The sequence below is a fragment of the Klebsiella terrigena genome (genome assembly GCF_012029655.1).
Lineage (GTDB): Bacteria > Pseudomonadota > Gammaproteobacteria > Enterobacterales > Enterobacteriaceae > Klebsiella > Klebsiella terrigena.
In genome coordinates this window covers 3,641,945-3,664,226 of the sequence record NZ_CP050508.1, presented here as the reverse complement: position 1 = coordinate 3,664,226, position 22,282 = coordinate 3,641,945, and the positions used below count along the sequence as shown (strand labels likewise).

The window sequence follows — 22,282 nt, the reverse complement described above, 5'->3', positions numbered from 1 at the left end:
GATCGCTATACCATCCGCGGCACTGACCTCGTCGCCATGGATTGGTAGTCAGTTGGAAAAATTCCGCGGGGTCAGTCCACTCTCTTCCTCCACCGTTGATACCCCCTTAGTGCTCCTGATTTACGCCGCCGTAATGCGGGTTTTTGATGTGCCGAATCTCATCGGGCTGGTATGCTGCGTTTTGAGAGAGACAACGTTGTTTGAGAGACATGCCAATGCCTGATTTACAAAAACATTTGCCTCCCAAGGCCCCGCTGGCCGCTGGCCGGGCCAACCTGCTGCCCGCGCTATTGGTGATTATCGCCGTATCGGCGCTCTGTATTTTCATCTCAAAACCCTTAGGCCCCTGGAACGTGATATTTGCCAACTCCGGACTCTATATCGATCTGTTGGCCCTGCTGTTTCTGGTATTTATGCTGTGGAATTCGGCAAAAGTCAGAATGAGCCACGTGGCGGTAAACTGGGTGCGCTACGGGCTGCTGCTGTGGATCGCCGGCGGCACCTTCGATTTAATGGATGAGATTTTCGTCCAGCCGCGATGGATGGGCTACTACTGCGAAGATCTGCTGCGCCTGTCCGGCATGCTCCTGACCACTATCGGGATCTACAAAATTATCGATCGCATTAACATCCTCTACGTCGACGCGCGCTCGCAGTCGCTGAAGGATGAATTAACCCAGCTGCCCAACCGGCGCTTCTTTATCGATACCATTCGCGAAAAGCAGGGCCACCAGCTGGCGCTGATGATTCTCGATATCGACTTCTTCAAGAAAATAAATGACACCTACGGCCACCTGATGGGCGATGAGGTGCTGTTTGCGCTCGGCAAGCAGCTGGCAAAATTAACCAGCGACAAAATACAGCCGGCGAGGATTGGCGGCGAAGAGTTCGCCATTATCGTTGACGGGATGTCGCCAGAAGAGGTGCGTAGCCTGGCGCAGTCGATTCTGGAGAACGTCCGCACCATTCTGATTAATAGCGATTACCCGCTGTCGGTGAGCATTGGCGTCGGCATGCGCGGGCGCGATGAGCCGCAGGAGGCGTTTATCAAGAAAGTGGATGAAGCGCTCTACAAGGCGAAAAACAGAGGCCGCGGCCGGGTGGAGTGGGCCGCAGCTTGAGGCGGAGATTACGCCTGCTGCGCGCTGCGGCAGTGGCGACGATATTCTGAAGGAGAGCGCTCGGTGTAGCGTTTAAAGACCCGGCAAAAATAGTTGCTGTCAACGAAGCCGCAGTTATGGGCGATCTCTTTGACCTTTAAATCATAGCCGCGCAGCAGCTTTTTGGCTTTTTCCAGCCGGACGCGGGTCAGATATTCGTTGAACCCAACGGAGCCCGACTTCTGGAATATATGCGAGAGGTAGTTGGGGGTAATATGGAAACGTTTCGCCACCGACTCCCGGGTTAAGGGCTGGCTGAGATTGTCCTCCAGAAAATCCTGGACGGCCAAAAACAGATCGCGGCTCCGGCTGACCTGCATCTCAAGGCCGACGAGCTGCTCAAGACAATGGTTTAATAGTGCAGACACCACCAGCCTGGCGGTGACCGGGTCCGGCTGAAGGCAGATTTCATTCAGCGCCAACAGCAGATACGATCCGACGCGAGGCCCCAGTCGGGCGACGTTCTGCTTCTCCGTGTGCAGCTGCTTGCCATCCCAGCGCTGGATGCAGAATCCCAGCTTTTGTCTGCCGAACAGGATACTCAGCGTAGAAGCCGGGCCGGTCCACTCCGGTAGCGTCCATTTCCCTGCCTGCACGTACAGCACCTGCGATAGCGTTAGCTGGCTATCAGACAGCGGCAAACCGCGCTCTTTAAGCTCGCCATCGAGGACAATTTCCAGCCGGGGGAAGGGCACTTTATAGGCCAGCTCAGGGACCGATACGTCCGGCTCCGGGAATCTGACCTGCAGCGTATCCTGCTGATTGACCAGGCGATGTAGAATTTCAGGCAGATCCGCAATCATCCTCTAAACCCCGAAAGATAGCTATTATCCTTTTGATTATAAACTATTTTATAAATTAATGACGCGATTGGATCACCTTGCAGAGCGCTGGCTTCGCCGCGGGCGGTAGCAGATACGGAGATTTTGATGGCAATCACAGTTTGCTCTCCCGCGTACGGATATCCAGTTTTTCGTAGGATTAGCCTCATGTATTTCAGCAGGCCGGCGTTTAAAGTTTATTTCGTGTTATCGAAAGGTTAAGGGAAATAAATATGGAACATCAGTCTGCCGTATATCTGGATGCGCTTGGCGCCAATATTGCGCTCACAGAAAAGATGAAAGAGGAGCTGAATACCCTCGGCTACACCGTGGTGCATCGCGTCGCCGACCCGCAATGGCTGGAAGCAATGCGGGACCTTATCGACGCGATTGTTGAGAAAGAGGGGGATAATCTCGCCATCGAACACCATCAGGAAGCCACGGCGACCCGTATTGCCAACCTGATTAACAAGGGGGTGATTTGGGAGAAAGTTTGGTCTCATCCGCTGATCCTCTCCGCCTGTCGCTATATTTTTCAGGGCGATTTTAAGGTTTCCAGCCTCAACGCGCGGGAAGCGTTGCGCAACGGCGGCAGCCAGCCGCTACATGCCGACTGGAAAAAGCCGCGGCCGGATTTTCCGAAAGTGCATCTGGTCAATACGATTTGGGCCATTGATGATTTAAGCGCCGAAAATGGCGCACCGCGCATTATTCCCGGCACTCATCTGCGACCGGAACTGCCGGAGGAGGTGCTGGAGGACCCCGAACTGCCGCATCCTGACGAGGTGGTGTTCGCCGCGCCAGCGGGAAGCGTGATGATTTATAACGCCCATACCTGGCATGGCGGCACCTGTAATCACATCGGCAGCAGAAGGCGCGTGCTGCACGGCCTCTATATTGACAGACAAGATACGCCGCAGCAGGACCAGCAGCGCTGGCTCAAACCCGAAACGGCAAGTCGTCTCACGCCGGCGCAAAAATGGTTGCTTGATGTGAAGTAGGCCAGCGCAATAAGGGCGGATTCAGGGGATCCGCCCTTTGCTGAAGAGACGCTCAGGGAATGTCCAGATAGACGACCGGTTTTTTCATGATGCACTTCACCGCCTCAATAACCTGCTGCGGCTGAAGTAAAAAAGTTTTGATACTGGTTTTAATGGTTCGAACGCCGATAAACCGTTGCGCATCGTCAATTTCAATATCTGTCACCAGCAGCACCACGTCGGCGTGGGTAATATCGTCAGGGGTGATCTTATTCTCAACGCCTAATGCGCCCTGGGTTTCAATTTTCATATGCCATTTTTCATGGTGCCCGACTTTTACCAAACGTTCCGCCGCCATATAGGTATGCGCCACGCCGCTGACGCAGGCGGTTACCGCTACGATATTCAGTTCCATATTCTCCTCCGGGCGCTAGCCGCCGATGGTGACGTGAAAACCCGCTTTCTCAGCCATCATCCTGAATGGCTCAATCTGTGAGGCGTCCGGGGCTTTAATTTTCGCCATCGACCACTTCCTGCCGAGCAGCGCGTATTTAGGCTCGCCATATTGATGGAAAGGGAGAAGATGGATTTCAGGAAGCTTAAAGGGCGCCAGAAACGCCAGAATTTGCCGGAAGTTCGCTTCGCTAAGCGTATACCCGGGAATGAGCGGAACCCTGGGAATAACCTGAATGCGCTTGTCCACCAGCCTGCTGAAATTATCTAACACCCGCGGTACATCGATCCGCAGCTGAGCCTGTGCACGTTCAATATCCATGATTTTCAGATCGAACAGCACCTCATTGCACTGTCTGGCGAGCGGGTAAAAGCGGCTGAATGCCGCATCGCCTGCCGTTTCAATTGCCGTGCGTATTCCCAGCTGGCGTAAGGTTTGCAGGAAGCGGGTTGCAAAGCCGGCCTGCATTAATACTTCGCCGCCTGACAGGGTGACGCCGCCGCCGGAGGTGCGAAAGAAAACGTCATCCTTGAGGACTTCCTTAACTAAATCATTCAGCGTGACGTCGCGGCCGATTTGCTCCCATGCGCCGGAGGGACACTCTTCGACATCCTGCTGGCAGCGCGTACAGCGCAGGCATTTGCTCTCCCGGCGTACGGTCTCTATTTTAGCTGAGATAGATTCCGGGTTGGCGCACCACGGACAGAGGTGCGGACAGCCTTTAAAAAAGACCACCGTCCTGATCCCCAGGCCATCGTTCAGCGAGTAGCGCTGGATGTTAAAAATGCGCGCCCGATCGGCGCGCGTCTCCAGAACCTCACAGCTGATGCGCGGTGCGGTGGATAATGTCATCCTGAATCTCCTTTGATAGTTCGACAAAGAAGGCGCTGTAACCCGCGACGCGTACCACCAGACCGGCAAAATCCTGGGGACGCTGCTGCGCTTCGCGCAGGGTATCGGCATTGACCACGTTGAACTGGATATGCTGAAGCTTGAGTTTGCTGAATGCCTGCAAAAAGTCAGCCAGCTTATTGAGGCCGCCGTCGCCGGCAAGGGTAGCTGGCGTAAACTTCACGTTAAGCAGCGTACCGTTGGATAAAAGATAGTTGTCCAGCTTGCTGACGGATTTCAGTACCGCCGTCGGCCCTTGAGAGTCCTGGCCGCCCATGGGTGAGAGCCCGCCGTCGGCTAGCCGATCGCCAGCCAGACGACCGTCTGGCGTGGCGCCGACGACTGACCCCAGGGGCACATGCGCTGAGACGGTGTAGGAGCCCGGCGTGAAATGTCCGCCGCGCGGATTGAGATGTTGCTCGACTTCTTTACAGTAAAAACGCAGCAAATCGGCGCTGATATTGTCGACCTCATCGATATCATTGCCATATTTTTCAAAACGGTTAATCAGCCGCGCGCGGATTTTTTCCCCTTCCTTGGTTTTGAAATTGGCCTTGAGAACCTGAATGAGCTCATCAAAACTCATCCGCTGCTGCTCGAAAACCATTCCCTTTAGCGCATGCAGGGAGTCGCTAAGGTTGGCGATACCAATGCCCTGCACGCCGGAGAAGTTATAGCGCGCTCCGCCCTCGGTGATATCTTTACCGCGTTCAATACAGTCCAGAATAAAAGAGGAGAGCAGGGGAACCGGCGCCTGGTCGCGATGGCCGATATCGCAAATATTGCTGCCGTTAATCATCAGCTTGATGTAGTGGCGAATTTTTTCGCGGATTTGGTTGAGCAGTCCGTTCCAGCTCACGTCGGGATTGCCTTCATTCTCGAGGATGACGATCTCCATAACCTTGAGCAGGTTAAACATCGCAATATCGTGCAGTCCGTAAGTTCGCCCGGGGATCGACAGCTCAACGCAGCCGACGACAGCGTAATCGCGAGCATCCTCGAGCGATACCCCGCGATTCAGAAACGCCGGAATCACGACTTCATCATTAAAGACCTGCGGGATACCTGTCCCAAAGCGGATCGTTTCCGCGGTCTTACGCAGGAACGCACGGTCGATCAGTTCATTGATGCGAACGCCAAGATTAGGCTGCGGTAGCCGGACTTCCTGATACGCATCCAGAGCCAGAAACGAGAGTACGTTCACCGCGCTGCGCCCGGTTTCGCTTAGTCCGCCGAGCAACGCGGTGTAGCCGGTTGGGAAGCCGGCAAAGTAGCGAGCGCTGCTTGACGAGCGCAGCAGGACGATATCGTTGCACTTGACCCACAATGACTCCAGCAGCTCCTGCAGGAAAGCCGGATCCTGGCCCCGATTTAACGATGTCTGATAGAACGGCAGCATGTACTGGTCGAAGCGCCCCAGCGAGAGGGAGCTGGCGTTAGACTCATGCTGCAAAATAATATTCATATACCAGAACAGCTGGCAGGCCTGGTAGAAATCCTCCGGGCGATGAACCGCGTTATGCCGGGAGATCGCGGCGATGGCGGCGAGCTCCTGACGCCGCCTGGCGTCGCTGCAGGCGGCGGCCATCTCGTCGGCCAGCAGCGCATAGCGCAGAATGTGCCGCTGCGAGGCCTCCAGCAGAATCAGCGCGGCCTGATAGAAGTGGTTGCATGGCGCGCTTTCGGCTGCTGCCCTGAGTTCTGCAACCAGGGCCGCGAGGCCATTATTGAGCAGTCGGGGGTAGTCGATAATGATATGCCCCTGGCCCTTATCGGTCTGGTTGACGCTGAAAATCTGGGTGCTGACGGCCGCTTTAACCTCATCGGTCATCCGGGCGTTAATAAAGTCTTTCATCGAGCGCTTTTCCCAGTAAGGGAACAGCGCTTCGCGGTAAATACGCTTATCTTCTTCGCTGATGGCAAAACGATCCTGGGGGCGAGAGGCGAAACCGTCCAGTTCGTTCAGTAACCAGTAAGGGTCCATTTCCGGGGAGACGATCCCGGCCCGCGGCTTGACCGTGCGGTTGCCGGCAATGAGTTCATCCTCACGAATCGAGATCTGCACATGGTCAAGGATCCACGCGGTGGCTTTCGCCCGGCGTAACACTACCGGCTCACCCGCCGTTTGTTTGTGGCTTGCGGTATACAGCAGCGCTCGCTCAAGTGAGATCTCCCGCGGCTGGGCGAACAACCTCTCTTTTAAGCGTTGAGTACGATTCGTCATGACAAACTCCATGTTAGTCCGGCGGAGCGCCAGCGCGCTCCGCTCTGTTCAGGCTTTCTGTGCAAGATGGCCGTCGATTTTTTGCATGATGGCCTCCGCGCGCTTCACCGCATCGCTGATATTGACGCGGACGATGGTTTTAGCGGAAAAACGCTCTTCAAACTTGATGCCGATATCTCTGGTCAGGATCACGATATCGGCGCGGGCGACATCCTCCGCCGTCAGTTCGTTTTCGATCCCGATAGAGCCCTGGGCCTCGACTTTAATCTGCCAGCCTTTAGCTTTGGCGGCGCTCTCCAGCGACTCGGCGGCCATATAGGTATGCGCGACTCCTGACGGGCAGGCGGTGACGGCAATAATGTGGGTCATAGACTTATCCTCTCTGCTTCTCAGTTAATTTCGAAATCAAGATCCAGCTCGTCATCGGCTTTAGCGGCCGGCGTTTTCTTTTTTGTCAGCGCCTTAAGCGTGATGACGCAGGCGGCGGTGACGCAGGCGCCGACCAGCAGGCCCGCGATAAATCCGCCTTTACCCTGCACGACCGGCAGCACGATTAGCCCGCCCCAGCCGGCATAGCACTGGACGCCGAGCAGGGCGGTGGTGACGCAGCCGCTGGCGGCGCCAATCATAATGGAGGGGATCACCCGCAGCGGGTCGGCGGCGGCAAAGGGGATGGCGCCTTCGGAGACGCCTACACAGCCCATCACCAGCGCGGCTTTGCCGGTTTCACGCTCTTCGGCGCTGAAATATTTGCGCCCAACAAGCGTTGCCAGCCCCATGCCCAGCGGTGGAATGGCGATACCGACAGCGGCGATGGCCACGACGCTATAAATGCCCTGGGAGACGCAAATCAGCATAAAGGCGTAAGCCACTTTATTCACCGGGCCGCCCATGTCGAAGGCCAGCATCAGGCCCATGATGATGGCGAGCAGGACGATACTGCCCTCGCGCATTCCCTGGAGCCATCCGGTCAGACTGGCGGTCAGCGCACCGACCGGCTCGCCTAACCCCCACATCATGATCCCGGCGGTTATAAATGTGCCGACGATCGGGATGACAAATATAGGCATCACCGAGCGCAGCACCTTGTGGACCGGGATCTTCTTGAGGTAATAGACCACCAGACCGCCGATCATCCCGGCGATCAGCGCGCCAAAGAAGCCGGCGCCAAAGCTGTTGCCTACCCACGCCCCGATGGCGCAGGGCGCCAGAGCCCCACGATCCGCTATGGAGTAGCCGATATACGCTGCCAGAAAGGGCACCATCAGCGTTAAACCTGCGACGCCAATATCAAACAGTTTTTTCAGATTCGGATCGGTGGCGACATCCGGGACCGCGCCCTTGCCGTACAGCATCAGGGAGATAGCGAGCAGGATGCCGCCGGAGACCACGAAGGGGATCATATGTGAAACGCCGGTCATGAGATGCTGGCGTGTATTTTTTAGTATTTGCACCAGTTCGTTCATTGCTTGCTCCTGAGCGTGCTCTTCGCTCGTGACGGTATTGATGCCTCAACAGTAGGAAAATGGCGGTACATAAAATAGAAGAGAAAAAGTGCATTTACTGGATATTTGTAAGGTGAGAATAAAATTGCGATCCACCTCAAATCTTAGCGTTGGCGGGTGTAAAACCAATTTACATACCGCATTTGTGACCGCGGGCATGAAAAAGAATGCTGTGTACAATAGTCCAGTAATTAAGGGTTATTTCGCGTAGTGCTGGCAGGGTTCTTTCTTTACCTTTTGGGTAACTAACGTATTGCTCAGGAGAAAGGCGATGGCTCTGGTCATTAAATTCATATGCGATTTGTCGAATGGCGTTCACGCCCGCCCGGCCAGTCTGGTCGAAACGCGCTGCAATACCTTTTCGTCCACCGTTGACTGGCTGAATACGCGCAGCACAAGGCGCGGGAATGCGAAAAGCGCGCTGGCCATCATCGGTACCGATACCGTTAAGGGGGATGAGTGTCAGTTAATCATCAGCGGCGATGACGAGCAGCAGGCCTTTGCCGCGCTGTCGACGTTTATTGTGGAGGAGTTTCCGCACTGCGATACGCCGCTGGCAAGGGTGAACAGCGTGGACGTGCAGCCGGTTCCTGAATCGCTTTCCCGCCTGAACCCGACGCTATTTCGCGGTCATCCCGTCTGTGGAGGGAGTGCGGGAGGCAGGCTCAGTCATCGGAAGTCTCTTGCGCTTAGCGATCTCGGGCCGCTGCCCGCTGCCGGCAGTATTGAAGAGGAGCAGGCGCTGCTGGATAAGGGATTGCTGCTCCTGGTGAGGAATATCGAATTCCGCCTGCTGGACAACGACGGTACCGCCGGCGCCATCCTTGAAGCGCATCGTTCTCTGGCGACCGATGCTTCCTTGCGCCAGCATCTGCTCGACGGGCTGCTTGACGGATTGAGCTGCGCACAGGCGGTTGTCGCCAGCGGCGAGCACTTCTGCTCCCGGTTTAGCGAATCCGCGAATAGCTACCTGCAGGAAAGGGTGCTCGACGTCCGCGATATCTGCTTTCAGCTGCTGCAGCATATCTACGGCGAGGCCCGTTTTTCGGCGCCGGGACAGCTGAACGCGCCGTCAGTTTGTCTGGCAGAAGAGCTAACGCCCGGCCAGTTTCTTGAACTGGACAAGACCCTGCTCAAAGGCCTGCTGCTGCGCAGCGGCGGGACCACCTCGCATACCGTGATTCTGGCGCGTTCGTTTAATATTCCTACGCTGGTTGGCGTCGATATGGACGCGCTGCTCCCCTGGGTCGGCCAGGCGGTGCATATCGACGGCAACGCCGGGCTGGTGGTGGTCAATCCCGATGAGGCGGTCGCGCGCTATTATCAGCAGGAGGCCTGGGTTCAGGCGCAGGTGCATAGCCAGCAGCGGGCGTGGCTGGACAAGGAAGGGCAGACCCAGGACGGCCTGCGTCTGGAGGTGGCGGCAAATATCGCGCACTCCGTTGAAGCCGCTGCGGCATTCAATAACGGGGCGCAGTCGGTAGGTTTGTTCCGCACCGAAATGCTGTATATGGACCGGCCAGGCGCGCCGTCCGAGTCCGAGCTCTATAATATTTTCTGCCAGGCGCTGGAGCCGGCCGCTGGGCGCAGCATTATCATTCGCACGATGGATATCGGTGGCGATAAGCCGGTGCCCTATCTGAATATTCCTGCTGAAAACAATCCGTTCCTCGGCTACCGTGCGGTGCGGATTTATGAAGAGTATCAGGCGCTGTTTCATACCCAGCTCAGGGCCATTCTGCGCGCCTCCGCGCACGGTTCGCTGAAAATCATGATCCCGATGATTTCGTCGATGGAGGAGATTCTGTGGGTGAAAGATCGGCTGGCGGAAGCCAGGCAATCGCTGCGCGATGAACATATCCCGTTTGATGAGAAGATCCCGCTCGGCATCATGCTGGAAGTGCCGTCGGTGATGTTCATCATCGATCAGTGCTGCGAAGAGGTCGATTTCTTTAGTATCGGGAGTAATGACCTGACGCAATATTTGCTGGCGGTAGACCGCGATAACGCGAAAGTGACGCGTCACTATAACAGCCTCAACCCCGCTTTTTTACGCGCGCTGGACCACGCGGTTCAGGCCGTGCATCGCCAGGGAAAATGGATTGGTCTTTGCGGCGAGCTGGGCGCGAAGGGCTCCGTCTTGCCGCTGCTGGTCGGCCTCGGAGTGGATGAGCTGAGCATGAGCTCGCCGTCAATTCCGGCCGCGAAATCGCGCCTGGCGCAGCTCGATAGCCGGGCGTGTCGCCAGCTGCTGAACCAGGCGATGCGGTGCCGAACCTCGCTGGAGGTGGAACATCTGCTGGCCCAGTTCCGTATGACCCAGCAGGACGCCCCGCTGATCGCCAGCCAGTGCATCACCCTGAACAGCGACTGGCGCAGCAAAGAGGAGGTGATTAAAGGCATGACTGACAACCTTCTGCTGGCCGGCCGCTGCCGCTATCCACGCAAGCTGGAGGCCGATCTCTGGGCGCGGGAGGCCGTGTTCTCCACCGGGCTGGGCTTCAGTTTCGCCATTCCGCACAGCAAGTCGGAACATATCGAACAATCGACCATCAGCGTTGCCCGCCTGGCTCAGCCGGTGGCGTGGGGCGACGACGAGGTGCAGTTTGTCATTATGCTGACGCTGAATAAGCACGCCGCCGGCGACCAGCATATGCGCATTTTCTCCCGTTTGGCGCGGCGCATTATGCATGAAGCATTCAGAAACTCGCTGGTGATGGCACAGAGCAGCGACGCTATTGCTGAACTGCTACACCGCGAACTCGAACTGTAAAGCGCTGCGGACTCTGCGGACCTGAATAGGGCGCGGAAAAAGCAGATACCCGAGCCCGGCGTCTTCGAGAGTCAGGCCGCGTCAGCGACGCGGCCTCTATTTGGTCTGCTGCCCTCAGCGCAGAATGGCCTGACAAATCGCCTCGCTGACCTGCTGAGTTGAGGCCGTGCCCTGCATATCCGGCGTTTTCGGCCCGCTGGCAATCACCTGCTCGATGGCTGCCAGAATGCCGCTGTGCGCCGCTTCGTAGCGCGCGTCGCCGGCGCCGAGGAAATCAAGCATCATCGCCCCGGCCCAGATGGTCGCTATCGGGTTGGCGATATTTTTGCCGTAAATATCCGGCGCTGAGCCGTGGACCGGTTCAAACAGCGACGGGAAGGTGCGCTCGGGGTTGAGGTTTGCCGAAGGGGCGATACCGATGGTGCCTGTACAGGCCGGGCCGAGATCGGAGAGAATATCGCCGAACAGATTCGAGGCCACCACCACGTCAAAGCGTTCGGGCTGCAGCACGAAGCGGGCGCAGAGAATATCGATATGCTGCTTGTCCCAGCGGATCTCCGGGTAGTGCTCAGCCATGGCTTCAACCCGCTCGTCCCAGTAAGGCATGCTGATGGCCAGACCGTTGGACTTGGTCGCCGAGGTCAGGGTTCTGCGCGGCCGACTCTGTGCCAGCTCAAAGGCGTAGCGCAGAATGCGATCGACGCCGCGGCGGGTGAACACCGACTCCTGAATCACCACCTCGTGCTCGGTGCCCGGGTTCACGCGTCCGCCGAGGGACGAATACTCGCCTTCGGTATTCTCACGCACCACGTAGAAGTCGATATCACCGGCCTTTTTCCCCACCAGCGGGCAGGGGACGCCGGCGAACAGGCGCACCGGGCGCAGGTTAACGTACTGATCGAACTCGCGGCGAAACTTCAGCAGCGATCCCCACAGGGAGACGTGGTCCGGCACGGCGTCGGGCCAGCCGACGGCGCCGAAATAGATGGCGTCGAATTCTTTGAGTTGAGCATGCCAGTCGTCCGGCATCATTTTGCCGTGGCGGGCATAGTAGTCGCAGCTCGCCCAGTCAATCTGCTCAAAGCTGAGCGCCAGTTCCCAGCGCTCGGCCGCGGCCTGCAACACGCGAATACCTTCGGGCAGAACTTCTTTACCAATACCGTCGCCGGGAATGGCGGCAATGCGCCAGGTTTTCTTCATACGGGTTCTCATTTGTTGGCCTGCGAAATTGACTTCCCCTCTATCCTATAATTGACTGGTTCATAATTAATCATGCCAACTGGTGAAACATAAAACACACTTTATGAATAATCTGCCGCTGCTTAACGATCTCCGCGTGTTTATGCTGGTCGCCCGCCGGGCCGGTTTTGCCGCCGCCGCCGAAGAGCTGGGCGTCTCACCGGCCTACGTCAGCAAGCGGATCGCCCTGCTTGAGCAGGCCCTGAACGTGGTGCTTTTACATCGCACCACCCGGCGCGTCGCCATTACCGAAGAGGGCGAGCGCATCTACGAATGGGCGCAGCGCATTTTGCAGGATGTGGATCAGATGATGGACGAACTCTCCGACGTCCGTCAGGTCCCGCAGGGGACGCTACGGATTATCAGCAGCTTCGGTTTCGGTCGGAGGGTGGTGGCGCCCGCGCTGTCGGCGCTGGCCCGGGAGTATCCCCAGCTGGAGCTGCGCTTCGATGTTGAGGACCGGCTGGTGGATCTGGTCAGCGAAGGGGTGGATTTAGATATTCGCGTTGGGGACGATATTGCCCCGAACCTGATTGCCCGCAAGCTGGCGACCAATCAGCGCATTCTCTGCGCGTCGCCGGACTTCCTCGCGCGCTATCCGCAGCCTAAGCAGCTTAGCGATCTGGCGACCCTGCCGTGCCTGGTGATTAAAGAGCGCGATCGGCCCTTCGGCGTATGGCAGCTGCAGGGCAAAGAGGGAGAGAGGGCGATTAAGGTCGGCGGACCGCTGTCGTCGAATCACGGCGAAATTGTGCATCAATGGTGTCTCGACGGTCAGGGGATCGCTTTACGCTCCCGGTGGGACGTCAGTGAAAATATCGCCAGCGGCCATCTGGTTCACGTGCTGCCGGACTATTACCAGCCCGCCAACGTCTGGGCGGTATACGTGTCGCGGCTGGCGACCTCGGCTAAAATTCGCGCTACCGTGGAGTTTTTGCGCCACTATTTTCAGCAGCACTATCCCCAGCACTATCCCCAGCATTATCTGCAGCAGAGCGTGATCAGCGGCGAGGTGAAATAGCCGGCGGCGCTGGCCGCCGGCCGAGGGCGTTACGGGCGGGTCACGTTGTGCAAAATAGCCAGCGCGCTGGCGAACTGCGCGTCCGGGATGGTGAGCGGATAGAGGAAGCGAATCACGTTGCCGTACTGGCCGCAGGTCAGCAGCAGCAGACCCTGCTCCAGCGCCCGACGCTGGATCGCCTGCGCCAGCGCCGCCGAAGGCTCGCCGCTTGCCGGGTCAACGAACTCGGCGGCAATCATCGAACCCACGCCGCGTACCTCCGCCAGTCCCGGACACCAGGCCTTTGCCTCTTCCAGGCTTGCCGTCAGGCGCTCGCCGAGGGCGTTCGCGCGGGCGCACAGCCCCTCTTTATCAATGATATTAAGCACCGCGTGGGCGGCGGCCACCGCCAGCGGGTTACCGGCATAGGTGCCGCCTAATCCGCCCGGCGCCGGGGCGTCCATAATCTGCGCGTTGCCGACCACTCCGGAGAGCGGCATGCCGCCTGCCAGGCTCTTCGCCATGGTCATCAGGTCCGGCTTATCGGCATAGTGATCCATGGCGAACAGCTTACCGGTGCGGGCAAAGCCGCTCTGCACCTCATCGGCAATCATCACGATGCCGTGCTCGTCGCACAGGCGGCGAACGGCGGCGACCAGCTCTTTCGGCGCGACGTTAAAGCCGCCTTCGCCCTGTACCGGTTCAAAAATAATCGCCGCCACCTGTTTGGCTTCAATATCGGCCTTGAACAGGCGTTCGATGGCGGTTAGCGCGTCCTGGGTGGTGATGCCGTGCAGGGCCGACGGATAGGGGACGTGGTAGACAGAGCCGGGGAACGGCCCGAAGCCCAGTTTATAGGGCGCCACTTTACCGGTCAGCGCCATCGTCATGTAGGTGCGGCCGTGGAAGCCGCCGCCAAAGGCGATAACGCCGGGGCGTCCGGTATGGGCGCGGGCAATTTTAATCGCGTTTTCTACCGCTTCGGCGCCGGTAGAAAAGAAGGCGGTTTTGGCCGGGCCCCGTACCGGCGCCAGCTCGTTAAGCTTCTCGGCCAGCGCCACGTAGCTCTCGTAGGGCACAATCTGGTAGGCGGTATGGGTAAACTGCTGCAGCTGCTGCTGCACGGCGGCGACCAGTTCCGGATGGCGATGCCCGGTATTCAGCACGGCGATCCCGGCGGCAAAGTCGATGTAATCCCGACCTTCGACGTCGGTCAGGGTGGCGTTTTGCGCCGATTGGGCAAAGAAGTTGCACATCACGCCCACGCCGCGCGGGGTCGCTGCGAGACGACGCTGATGAAATTCGCTGTTGCTCATGTTTAACACCTTTTAGCAAAATTAATGACGTTGACCGGCGCGGAGGCTTACACCCCGAGGCGATCGCGCAGGCTGTAGTAGGCGGCGCCCATCGCGGTGAACGGAATGCGCAGGCTGCGCCCGCCCGGGAACGGGTAGTGCGGCAGTTTGGCAAAGGCGTCAAAGCGCTCGGCGTCGCCGCGCAGCAGCTCGGAAATCAGCCTGCCGGCGAGGTGCGTACAGGTCACGCCGTGGCCGCTGTAGCCCTGCATGTAGTAAATATTCTTATCGAGACGGCCGAACTGCGGCATCCGCGACAGGGTCAGCAGGAAGTTGCCGGTCCAGCGATAGTCGATCTTCACGCCCTTCAGCTGGGGGAAGGTTTTCAGCAGCTTGGGCATAATCAGGCGCTCGACGTCGTCCGGATCCCGGGCGCCGTAGACCACGCCGCCGCCGTAGAGCAGGCGGTTATCGCCGGTTAAGCGGTAGTAATCCAGCAGGTAGTTGCAGTCCTCCACGCAGTAGTTCTGCGGGATCAGCGAACGCGCGACCTCATCAGAGAGCGGCTCGGTGGTGACCACCTGGGTGCCGCAGGGCATGCTGCGCTTCGCCAGCTCCGGCTCGACCTTATCGCCGAGATAGGCGTTACCGGCGACGATAACGTAGCGCGCGGTGACCTGGCCGCGGGCGGTGCTGACCACCGCCGGGCTGGTGTGCTGAATCTGCGTGACCGGCGACTGCTCGTACACCCGGCCGCCGTTGAGGCGGATGGCATCCGCTTCGCCAATAGCCAGATTCAGGGGATGAATATGGCCACCGCTGTGGTCGAGCAGCGCGCCGGTGTAGCGATCGCTGTTGACTTCGCGACGGATAGCGTTGGCGTCCAGCAGCTCCAGCTGGCTATTGCCGTAGCGCTCCCAGTTCTCTTTTTGCTCTTCCAGCGTCTCCATCTGCTTAGGGGTCATCGCCACAAACAGGCCGCCAGGGCGGTAGTCGCAGGCAATCTGATAGCGCTTGATGCGCTCGCGGATAATATCCCCGCCCTCAAACATCATGCTGCCCAGCATTTTTGCCGCATCCGGGCCGTAGGTGCGTTCAATCACGTCGATATCGCGGCTGTAAGAGTTAACCAGCTGGCCGCCGTTGCGACCGCTGGCGCCGAAGCCGATGCGCGCGCCTTCCAGCAGCACCACGTCATAGCCCATCTCCGCAAGATGCAGGGCCGAAGAGAGGCCGGTATAGCCGCCGCCGACGACGCAGACGTCGCAGCTGATGGATTCATCCAGCGTCGGGAACGGCTCATAGGCGTTGGCGCTGGCGGCGTAATAGCTGGTGGTATGTTCGGTCATGATTAGGACTCCAGAGCAATCCAGATGGTTTTCAGTTCGGTGAATTTTTCCAGCGCATGCAGGGACTTATCGCGTCCGTTTCCGCTCTGCTTGTAGCCGCCGAAAGGTACGGTCATATCACCATCGTTATAGTTGTTGACGAAGACCGAGCCGGCCTTCAGGCGGCGGCTCAGGCGGTGGGCGCGGGAGAGATCGCGGGTCCACACCGCGGCGCCGAGGCCGTAGCGGCTGTCGTTGGCCAGCTGCAGCGCCTGTTCTTCCGTTTTGAAGCGGGTCACCACCAGCACCGGGCCGAAGATCTCTTCCCGGCTGATGGTCGAGGTGGGATCGACGTCGACAAAAATGGTTGGCCCAATGGCTGCCGGCCACGGGTTTTTGCGCCCGTCGAGCAGCAGAGTGCTTTTGCTCTCTCCGGCGCGAATAAAGCTGTGAACGCTATCGGCGTGGGTGTTATCGATAAGCATCCCCATGGTGGTGTTCGGATCGAGCGGATTGCCCGGCTGCCAGAGGCTCGCCTGCTCCTGCAGTCGCGCGAGAAACTCGTCGGCGATACTCTCTTCCACCAGCAGGCGGGTGCCGGCAATGCACACCTGGCCCTGGTTATAGAAGATGCCGCCGGCGGTGGCGTTCACCGCTTTTTGCAGATCGGGGCAGTCGGCGAAGACGATGTTGGCGCTTTTGCCTCCGGCCTCCAGCCACACGCGCTTCATATTGCTGTCGCCGGCATCTTTTAACAGCTGCTTGCCGGTGCGGGTCGAGCCGGTAAAGGTGATGACTTCAACGTCCGGGTGCAGGGAGAGGGCCTGGCCCGCTTCGTGGCCGAAGCCGCTGATGACGTTGAGCACGCCGTCCGGCAGCCCGGCCTCTTTTGCCAGCCCGGCAAGGCGCAGCGCGCTGAGCGGCGATTTTTCTGACGGCTTAAGGATCACGCTATTGCCGGCCGCCAGCGCCGGGCCCAGCTTCCAGCAGGCCAGAAGCAGGGGGAAGTTCCACGGCACCACCGCGGCTACGACGCCAATCGGCTCGCAGACGATCATCGCCAGCTCGTTCACGCCGGTCGGGGCAACTTCGCCATAGACTTTATCGATAGCCTCGGCGTACCAGCGGATCGCGCGGGCCGCGCCGGGAATATCATCGCGCAGGCTGTGGCGAATCGGTTTGCCGGTGTCGAGGGTTTCCAGCAGGGCCAGCTCTTCGCGATGGGATTCCATCAGGTCGGCAAATTTATGCAGCACCGCTTTACGTCGGGCCGGCGAGGCCTGGGACCAGTCGCCGCGATCGAAGACGCTGCGCGCGGCCTGAACGGCAAGCTCGACGTCGGCTTTTTTACCGCGCGCCACGTGGGCCAGCGTTTGCTGAGCGGCGGGGTCGATGGTTTCAAAGGTGCTATTATCGGCAGCGGCGCAATATTCACCATTAATAAATAAACGGGTTTCCGGTTGCAGGCTATTTGCTTTTTCCTGCCAGTAGTTTAGATGCTGAAAATCCATATATAGACTCCATCATAATATAAGCGGGTAAGAGTATTCATAAAGTAATCGGATAATAATATTCGGTATTTCCAGACAGCGCGGGGCGGCTTCGGCCAGAGCGCAAGCCGATGCGTTGGGATACAGATGTTCCCCGGAGTCAGATACCGTTCAGCGCTATTTATTGGCGCATTTTATTGAGGCCGGCGGAGAGTGATATTACCGCGCTGCGCAAATAGATTATTTGCGTACTCTTCGCGCCGGTGGAAATATTTCATCCGCCGGCGCGGGCCTGAAGAAAACCTGAAACCTGCTCAGGCTAAAATTAGAACGTGGTGGGAGTATGGGCACTGATAATTCGGCAAATACCGGCCGAAGTGTTGCTGAAGCTGTGCGGTATGCCGGTATTAATGGCATAGCTTTGCCCGGCAACCAGGTGATACGACTGACCGTTAACAATCAGCACAACCTCACCTTCCAGTACGGTGCCTATCTCCTCACCCTGATGTTTGATCCTCTCCCCGGTAGTGGTTCCAGGCTGGTAAGTTTCAAAAATCATCGCCAGCGTACGGTTCGGATTTCCGTTGTGAACCAGCTTCATCGAAACGCCCTGACTGCCCATTTCGATAAGGTCATCCTGATTAATAACCACCTGCGGTTCATCAGGTTTTTCTGGTTCAGAAAAGAATTCCGAGAGCGACAGCCCATAGACTTTCAGCAGCTTTTGCAGCGTGCTGATGGCAGGACTGACTTTATCCTGCTCTATGGTACTGATGGCACTATGTGTTAACCCAGACAGTTCGGCGGCACGACGTTGTGAGAGACCCAGCTGTTGCCGGATCGCTGACAGACGTTTCCCTGGCGCCAGTCCGTCATCGCTCATATTTGCATTTCCTTAACTGTAGTGGTCAGAGCCGCTGCTTTTCAGCAACGTGGTTCTGACAGGCGGTGATAAAACCTTCAAACAACATACGCGACAGGGCGTATTCGCTACTGTTCCATTCAGGATGCCACTGTACGCCCAGCGCGAAAGGGTGGTCGTTAACGCTGACCGCTTCCGCCAGCCCGTCCGAAGAGCGGGCCTCCACGCGCAGACGTGGGCCTAATGTTTTTGCTCCCTGCCCGTGTAGCGAGTTTACCCAAAACGTGTTGCAGCCCGGTATTAACTGAGAAAGTAATCCTCCTTCCTGCACCTGAACCTCGTGAGAGGGAGCGTACTGCTCCTCTACCGGAAGCTCGGGGTCTTCGCGATGTTCAAGCAGTTCCGGCTGCTCGAAAAGACGACGATACAGAGTCCCGCCGGTGGCGACAACCAGTTCCTGCAACCCACGGCAGATGGCGAAAATGGGGATGCGCCTTTCGAGTGCGGCGGCAATTAATGCCATGCTCAGAAGATCACGCCCGGGATCGGCGTCAGGCTCATCGCCGTTTTCACCATAAAGGTGCGGCTGGACGTTGCTGGGGCTGCCTGGCAGGTAGATTCCGTCAAGCTTGGGTAACAGAGCGGCAAGCATTTCCGGTTCGGCCAGGGCGTGCGGCAGGGCAATCGGCAGCCCACCGGCGTTAATAATCGCATTCAGGTACTTCTCCTGCAGGGTCTGGGTCTGGTGACCCTTAAGCCTGTTCCTGCACATCACGACGCCAATAACTGGCTTGTACATTATATTTTCCATGATCGCCCTCACAAAGTGGACTAAATTATGACCATTTAGGGTGTTAAAAGGCCATATCGTTCAATATTTTCTCAATCTAGCAGCGCAAATAGCCGTTTGCAAACTTAATTTAACATTTGACAAACATTTTGTTTGCATACACATTCGAAGGGTGGACATTATATTTAACGGCAAGCAGGCCGAAGTCCGAAACCAACACAACGGCGGTGAATGATGGAAACCAATATCGTAGAAGTTGAGAATTTTGTTCAGCAGTCAGAAGAGAGACGGGGCAGCGCATTTACTTCTGAAGTAAAGCGCTACCTTGAACGCTACCCTGATACCCAGTACGTCGACGTGCTGTTAACCGACCTGAACGGCTGCTTCCGCGGCAAGCGCATCCCGGTCTCCAGCCTCAGCAAGCTGGAGAAGGGCTGCTACTTCCCGGCGTCGGTTTTTGCGATGGATATTTTGGGCAACGTGGTTGAAGAGGCGGGCCTTGGCCAGGATATGGGCGAGCCGGACTGCACCTGCGTCCCGGTGCCGGGCACCTTAACGCCTTCCGCCGCCGATCCGCAGTACGTCGGCCAGGTGCTGCTGACCATGATTGATGAAGATGGCGCTCCCTTTGACGTTGAGCCGCGGAACGTACTTAACCGCCTCTGGCAGCAGCTGCGCCAGCGCGGGCTGTTCCCCGTGGTAGCGGTAGAGCTGGAGTTCTATTTACTCGATCGCAAACGCGATGCCGAAGGCTATCTCCAGCCGCCCTGCGCGCCGGGCACCGACGTGCGCAACACCCAAAGCCAGGTTTACTCCGTGGATAACCTCAACCACTTCGCCGACGTGCTGAATGATATCGACGAGCTGGCCCAGCTGCAGCTGATCCCGGCCGACGGCGCGGTTGCGGAAGCCTCGCCGGGACAGTTTGAAATCAACCTTTACCACACCGATAACGTGCTCGACGCCTGCGATGATGCGCTGGCGTTAAAACGCCTCGTGCGTTTAATGGCGGAGAAGCATAAGATGCACGCCACTTTTATGGCCAAGCCTTATGAAGAGCACGCCGGTAGCGGGATGCACATCCATATCAGCATGCAGAACAATAAGGGTGAAAACGTGCTGGCGGACGCTCAGGGCGAAGACTCCGCGCTGCTCAAGCGCGCGCTGGCCGGAATGATTGACCTGATGCCGGCGTCGATGGCGCTGCTGGCGCCGAACGTGAACTCGTACCGTCGCTTCCAGCCGGGAATGTACGTCCCGACTCAGGCATCGTGGGGACACAACAACCGCACCGTGGCGCTGCGCATTCCCTGCGGCGATCGCCATAACCACCGCGTCGAGTATCGGGTGGCGGGAGCGGATGCCAACCCGTATCTGGTGATGGCGGCCATCTTCGCCGGGATTTTACACGGCCTGGACAACAATACGCTGCCGCTTCAGGAAGAGGTGGAGGGCAACGGGCTCGAGCAGGAAGGGCTGCCGTTCCCGATTCGCCAAAGCGACGCGCTGTGGGAGTTTATGCAAAACGACGCTCTGCGAGCGCTGCTCGGCGAGCGCTTCTGCCACGTTTACCATGCCTGTAAGCATGATGAGCTGCTGCAGTTTGAGCGCCTGATCACCGAAACAGAGATTGACTGGATGTTGAAAAACGCCTGATCGCCGCCCCGCAAGGGGCCAACGGGTGAGAACTATCGGTAGCATCATACGGCCTGAGCGGAGCCTGGCCGAAAATTTTGCTGGGGATCCAGCCGTTTCCCGAATGTCGCGTTAAGGAGCGCAGGCGACAGCGGGGCTTCAGTTAACGACACAGTGTGTGACGAGGTAGGAGATGATGCAGATGTTCAAATATCCGCAGGGAGAAGGGGGCCATGAGGGCCGCTATGAATGTGAACCCGCCGCCGTTCGCCGGTACGTTTTGCCCAGCTATTTACGATTAACCCCCTTGCTAAGCAGGTTTGTAACCCGGTCGCTGTACCCACAAACCCGTGCCTGCCTGGGGGAGAGCGTCTATGGCTGCTAATACTTCTCTTAACCTCCCGGCCGAGGCGGCAAAACCCCGGCTGCGCAAGTCGCTCAAGCTCTGGCAGGTGGTGATGATGGGCCTCGCCTACCTGACGCCGATGACGGTGTTTGATACCTTCGGTATTGTCTCCGGTATCAGCAACGGCCACGTCCCCGCCTCCTACCTGCTGGCGCTGGCGGGGGTGCTGTTTACCGCCATCAGCTACGGCAAGCTGGTGCGTCAGTTCCCGGAAGCGGGGTCGGCGTACACCTACGCGCAAAAATCAATCAGCCCCCACGTCGGATTTATGGTCGGCTGGTCGTCGCTGCTGGACTATCTGTTCCTGCCGATGATCAACGTTCTGCTGGCTAAAATCTATCTCTCCGCCCTGTTCCCTGAGGTTCCGCCGTGGGTGTGGGTGGTGTCGTTTGTGGCGATCCTCACCGCTGCGAACCTGAAGAGCGTGAGCCTGGTCGCCAACTTCAATACCCTGTTTGTGCTGGTGCAGATTTCGATCATGGTGGTCTTTATCGTGCTGGTGGTGCAGGGGCTGCATAAAGGTGAAGGGGTGGGGACCGTCTGGTCGCTGCAGCCGTTTATCAGCCAGAACGCGCATCTGATCCCCATCATCACCGGGGCAACGATCGTCTGCTTCTCGTTTCTCGGCTTCGATGCGGTAACCACGCTGTCGGAGGAGACGCCGGACGCCGCGCGGGTGATCCCGAAGGCCATTTTCCTCACCGCCATGTACGGTGGCGTTATCTTTATCGCCGCCTCGTTCTTTATGCAGCTCTTTTTCCCCGATATCAGCCGCTTTAAGGACCCCGACGCGGCGCTGCCGGAGATTGCGCTTTACGTTGGCGGCAAGCTGTTCCAGTCAATTTTCCTCTGCACCACCTTCGTCAATACCCTGGCGTCGGGGCTGGCTTCGCACGCCAGCGTCTCGCGTCTGCTGTACGTGATGGGGCGCGACAACGTCTTCCCGGAGCGCGTTTTCGGCTATATCCACCCGAAATGGCGGACGCCGGCGCTGAACGTGATTATGGTCGGCATTGTCGCCCTGTCGGCGCTGTTCTTTGACCTGGTCACCGCCACGGCGCTGATCAACTTCGGCGCGCTGGTGGCCTTTACCTTTGTCAATCTGTCGGTGTTCAACCACTTCTGGCGGCGCAAGGGCTATAACAAAACCTGGAAGGATCGCTTCCACTATCTGCTGCTGCCGCTGATTGGCGCGGTGACGGTAGGCGTGCTGTGGGTGAACCTGGAGGCGACATCGCTGACGCTGGGCCTGGTGTGGGCCGCGGTCGGTCTGCTGTACCTGACCTGGCTGACCCGGCGCTTTCGCAAGCCGCCGCCGCAGTTTGACGGCGCTAAAGCGGAGCAGGCCTGGGAGTCGTAGCGCAAAGGTGGACGCTGAATAAAGAAAAGCAGGCATAGCCTGCTTTTCTTTTGTCGCTATCGCGGAACG

Annotated in this window: 18 protein-coding genes; 6 read left to right on the top strand and 12 right to left on the bottom strand. The window is 58.2% G+C overall.

Annotated features, from left to right (window positions below; all coding sequences use genetic code 11):
* The first annotated feature begins 215 nt into the window (after positions 1–215).
* Positions 216–1,121, top strand: a complete 906-nt coding sequence (locus HCK03_RS17245) for a GGDEF domain-containing protein (RefSeq protein ID WP_167691950.1) — start codon at positions 216–218, stop codon at positions 1,119–1,121.
* An 8-nt stretch (positions 1,122–1,129) separates the two neighbouring features.
* Here the strand turns inward: HCK03_RS17245 and HCK03_RS17240 are convergent, their stop codons facing one another.
* Positions 1,130–1,963 carry a helix-turn-helix transcriptional regulator gene (locus HCK03_RS17240; RefSeq protein ID WP_041144892.1) on the bottom strand — a complete coding sequence of 278 codons (834 nt, stop codon included), beginning with the start codon at positions 1,961–1,963 and terminating at the stop codon, positions 1,130–1,132.
* Positions 1,964–2,214: 251 nt separating this feature from the next.
* On the opposite strand from HCK03_RS17240, the gene HCK03_RS17235 reads away from it, so the two are divergent.
* Positions 2,215–2,982, top strand: coding sequence for a phytanoyl-CoA dioxygenase family protein (locus HCK03_RS17235; RefSeq protein ID WP_041144893.1), 768 nt, complete (start codon positions 2,215–2,217; stop codon positions 2,980–2,982).
* A gap of 52 nt (positions 2,983–3,034) precedes the next feature.
* Here HCK03_RS17235 and HCK03_RS17230 read toward each other — a convergent pair whose 3' ends face one another.
* The 5 genes from HCK03_RS17230 to HCK03_RS17210 are packed head-to-tail and all read right to left on the bottom strand — an operon-like array spanning position 3,035 to position 7,996.
* A complete protein-coding gene (locus HCK03_RS17230) occupies positions 3,035–3,376 on the bottom strand; it encodes a PTS fructose-like transporter subunit IIB (RefSeq protein ID WP_143967458.1) in 342 nt (113 codons plus the stop codon).
* A gap of 15 nt (positions 3,377–3,391) precedes the next feature.
* Positions 3,392–4,267, bottom strand: coding sequence for a [formate-C-acetyltransferase]-activating enzyme (locus HCK03_RS17225; RefSeq protein ID WP_167691949.1), 876 nt, complete (start codon positions 4,265–4,267; stop codon positions 3,392–3,394).
* On the bottom strand, positions 4,233–6,530 hold the full coding sequence (locus tag HCK03_RS17220; protein ID WP_167691948.1) for a formate C-acetyltransferase: 2,298 nt from the start codon (positions 6,528–6,530) through the stop codon (positions 4,233–4,235). Before HCK03_RS17220 ends, HCK03_RS17225 begins: the two co-directional genes overlap by 35 nt.
* Positions 6,531–6,578: 48 nt before the next feature.
* Positions 6,579–6,899, bottom strand: coding sequence for a PTS fructose-like transporter subunit IIB (locus tag HCK03_RS17215; protein WP_167691947.1), 321 nt, complete (start codon positions 6,897–6,899; stop codon positions 6,579–6,581).
* Between the two features lie 20 nt (positions 6,900–6,919).
* Entirely contained in the window at positions 6,920–7,996 is a 1,077-nt protein-coding gene (locus HCK03_RS17210) for a PTS fructose transporter subunit EIIC (RefSeq protein WP_167691946.1), read from the bottom strand.
* A 310-nt stretch (positions 7,997–8,306) separates the two neighbouring features.
* Here HCK03_RS17210 and ptsP point away from each other — a divergent pair, with 310 nt between their 5' ends.
* Positions 8,307–10,808 (top strand): phosphoenolpyruvate--protein phosphotransferase, encoded by a 2,502-nt coding sequence (gene ptsP / locus HCK03_RS17205; protein WP_167691945.1) that lies wholly within the window; start codon positions 8,307–8,309, stop codon positions 10,806–10,808.
* Between the two features lie 114 nt (positions 10,809–10,922).
* On the opposite strand, the gene HCK03_RS17200 is transcribed toward ptsP, so the two are convergent.
* Positions 10,923–12,008 carry a tartrate dehydrogenase gene (locus HCK03_RS17200; protein WP_167691944.1) on the bottom strand — a complete coding sequence of 362 codons (1,086 nt, stop codon included), beginning with the start codon at positions 12,006–12,008 and terminating at the stop codon, positions 10,923–10,925.
* An 82-nt stretch (positions 12,009–12,090) separates the two neighbouring features.
* On the opposite strand from HCK03_RS17200, the gene HCK03_RS17195 reads away from it, so the two are divergent.
* Positions 12,091–13,068: a LysR family transcriptional regulator gene (locus HCK03_RS17195; protein ID WP_167691943.1), complete on the top strand. Its 978-nt coding sequence runs from the start codon at positions 12,091–12,093 to the stop codon at positions 13,066–13,068.
* A 29-nt stretch (positions 13,069–13,097) separates the two neighbouring features.
* Here HCK03_RS17195 and puuE read toward each other — a convergent pair whose 3' ends face one another.
* The 5 genes from puuE to puuD all read right to left on the bottom strand — a co-directional run bounded on the left by puuE (position 13,098) and on the right by puuD (position 18,821).
* Positions 13,098–14,363 carry a 4-aminobutyrate transaminase gene (gene puuE, locus HCK03_RS17190; RefSeq protein WP_115193168.1) on the bottom strand — a complete coding sequence of 422 codons (1,266 nt, stop codon included), beginning with the start codon at positions 14,361–14,363 and terminating at the stop codon, positions 13,098–13,100.
* Between the two features lie 47 nt (positions 14,364–14,410).
* Positions 14,411–15,691, bottom strand: coding sequence for an NAD(P)/FAD-dependent oxidoreductase (locus HCK03_RS17185; protein WP_167691942.1), 1,281 nt, complete (start codon positions 15,689–15,691; stop codon positions 14,411–14,413).
* A 2-nt stretch (positions 15,692–15,693) separates the two neighbouring features.
* The gene (gene puuC, locus HCK03_RS17180; RefSeq protein WP_167691941.1) at positions 15,694–17,181 is read right to left on the bottom strand and encodes an aldehyde dehydrogenase PuuC; all 1,488 of its coding nucleotides are present in this window, start codon (positions 17,179–17,181) and stop codon (positions 15,694–15,696) included.
* A 304-nt stretch (positions 17,182–17,485) separates the two neighbouring features.
* On the bottom strand, positions 17,486–18,043 hold the full coding sequence (gene puuR / locus HCK03_RS17175; RefSeq protein WP_041144904.1) for an HTH-type transcriptional regulator PuuR: 558 nt from the start codon (positions 18,041–18,043) through the stop codon (positions 17,486–17,488).
* A gap of 25 nt (positions 18,044–18,068) precedes the next feature.
* Positions 18,069–18,821: a gamma-glutamyl-gamma-aminobutyrate hydrolase gene (gene puuD / locus HCK03_RS17170; RefSeq protein WP_195709582.1), complete on the bottom strand. Its 753-nt coding sequence runs from the start codon at positions 18,819–18,821 to the stop codon at positions 18,069–18,071.
* A 225-nt stretch (positions 18,822–19,046) separates the two neighbouring features.
* On the opposite strand from puuD, the gene HCK03_RS17165 reads away from it, so the two are divergent.
* Entirely contained in the window at positions 19,047–20,468 is a 1,422-nt protein-coding gene (locus tag HCK03_RS17165) for a glutamine synthetase family protein (protein WP_041144906.1), read from the top strand.
* A gap of 353 nt (positions 20,469–20,821) precedes the next feature.
* Positions 20,822–22,213, top strand: a complete 1,392-nt coding sequence (locus HCK03_RS17160; protein WP_041144907.1) for an APC family permease — start codon at positions 20,822–20,824, stop codon at positions 22,211–22,213.
* Positions 22,214–22,282: the final 69 nt, after the last annotated feature.

What these genes read in the sequence shown, in the direction of transcription:
- HCK03_RS17245 (WP_167691950.1), top strand. Translation starts at nt 216, where the DNA reads ATGCCTGATTTACAAAAACATTTGCCTCCCAAGGCCCCGCTGGCCGCT.
- HCK03_RS17240 (WP_041144892.1), bottom strand. Translation starts at nt 1,963, where the DNA reads ATGATTGCGGATCTGCCTGAAATTCTACATCGCCTGGTCAATCAGCAG.
- HCK03_RS17235 (WP_041144893.1), top strand. Translation starts at nt 2,215, where the DNA reads ATGGAACATCAGTCTGCCGTATATCTGGATGCGCTTGGCGCCAATATT.
- HCK03_RS17230 (WP_143967458.1), bottom strand. Translation starts at nt 3,376, where the DNA reads ATGGAACTGAATATCGTAGCGGTAACCGCCTGCGTCAGCGGCGTGGCG.
- HCK03_RS17225 (WP_167691949.1), bottom strand. Translation starts at nt 4,267, where the DNA reads ATGACATTATCCACCGCACCGCGCATCAGCTGTGAGGTTCTGGAGACG.
- HCK03_RS17220 (WP_167691948.1), bottom strand. Translation starts at nt 6,530, where the DNA reads ATGACGAATCGTACTCAACGCTTAAAAGAGAGGTTGTTCGCCCAGCCG.
- HCK03_RS17215 (WP_167691947.1), bottom strand. Translation starts at nt 6,899, where the DNA reads ATGACCCACATTATTGCCGTCACCGCCTGCCCGTCAGGAGTCGCGCAT.
- HCK03_RS17210 (WP_167691946.1), bottom strand. Translation starts at nt 7,996, where the DNA reads ATGAACGAACTGGTGCAAATACTAAAAAATACACGCCAGCATCTCATG.
- ptsP (WP_167691945.1), top strand. Translation starts at nt 8,307, where the DNA reads ATGGCTCTGGTCATTAAATTCATATGCGATTTGTCGAATGGCGTTCAC.
- HCK03_RS17200 (WP_167691944.1), bottom strand. Translation starts at nt 12,008, where the DNA reads ATGAAGAAAACCTGGCGCATTGCCGCCATTCCCGGCGACGGTATTGGT.
- puuE (WP_115193168.1), bottom strand. Translation starts at nt 14,363, where the DNA reads ATGAGCAACAGCGAATTTCATCAGCGTCGTCTCGCAGCGACCCCGCGC.
- HCK03_RS17185 (WP_167691942.1), bottom strand. Translation starts at nt 15,691, where the DNA reads ATGACCGAACATACCACCAGCTATTACGCCGCCAGCGCCAACGCCTAT.
- puuC (WP_167691941.1), bottom strand. Translation starts at nt 17,181, where the DNA reads ATGGATTTTCAGCATCTAAACTACTGGCAGGAAAAAGCAAATAGCCTG.
- puuR (WP_041144904.1), bottom strand. Translation starts at nt 18,043, where the DNA reads ATGAGCGATGACGGACTGGCGCCAGGGAAACGTCTGTCAGCGATCCGG.
- puuD (WP_195709582.1), bottom strand. Translation starts at nt 18,821, where the DNA reads ATGTACAAGCCAGTTATTGGCGTCGTGATGTGCAGGAACAGGCTTAAG.
- HCK03_RS17165 (WP_041144906.1), top strand. Translation starts at nt 19,047, where the DNA reads ATGGAAACCAATATCGTAGAAGTTGAGAATTTTGTTCAGCAGTCAGAA.
- HCK03_RS17160 (WP_041144907.1), top strand. Translation starts at nt 20,822, where the DNA reads ATGGCTGCTAATACTTCTCTTAACCTCCCGGCCGAGGCGGCAAAACCC.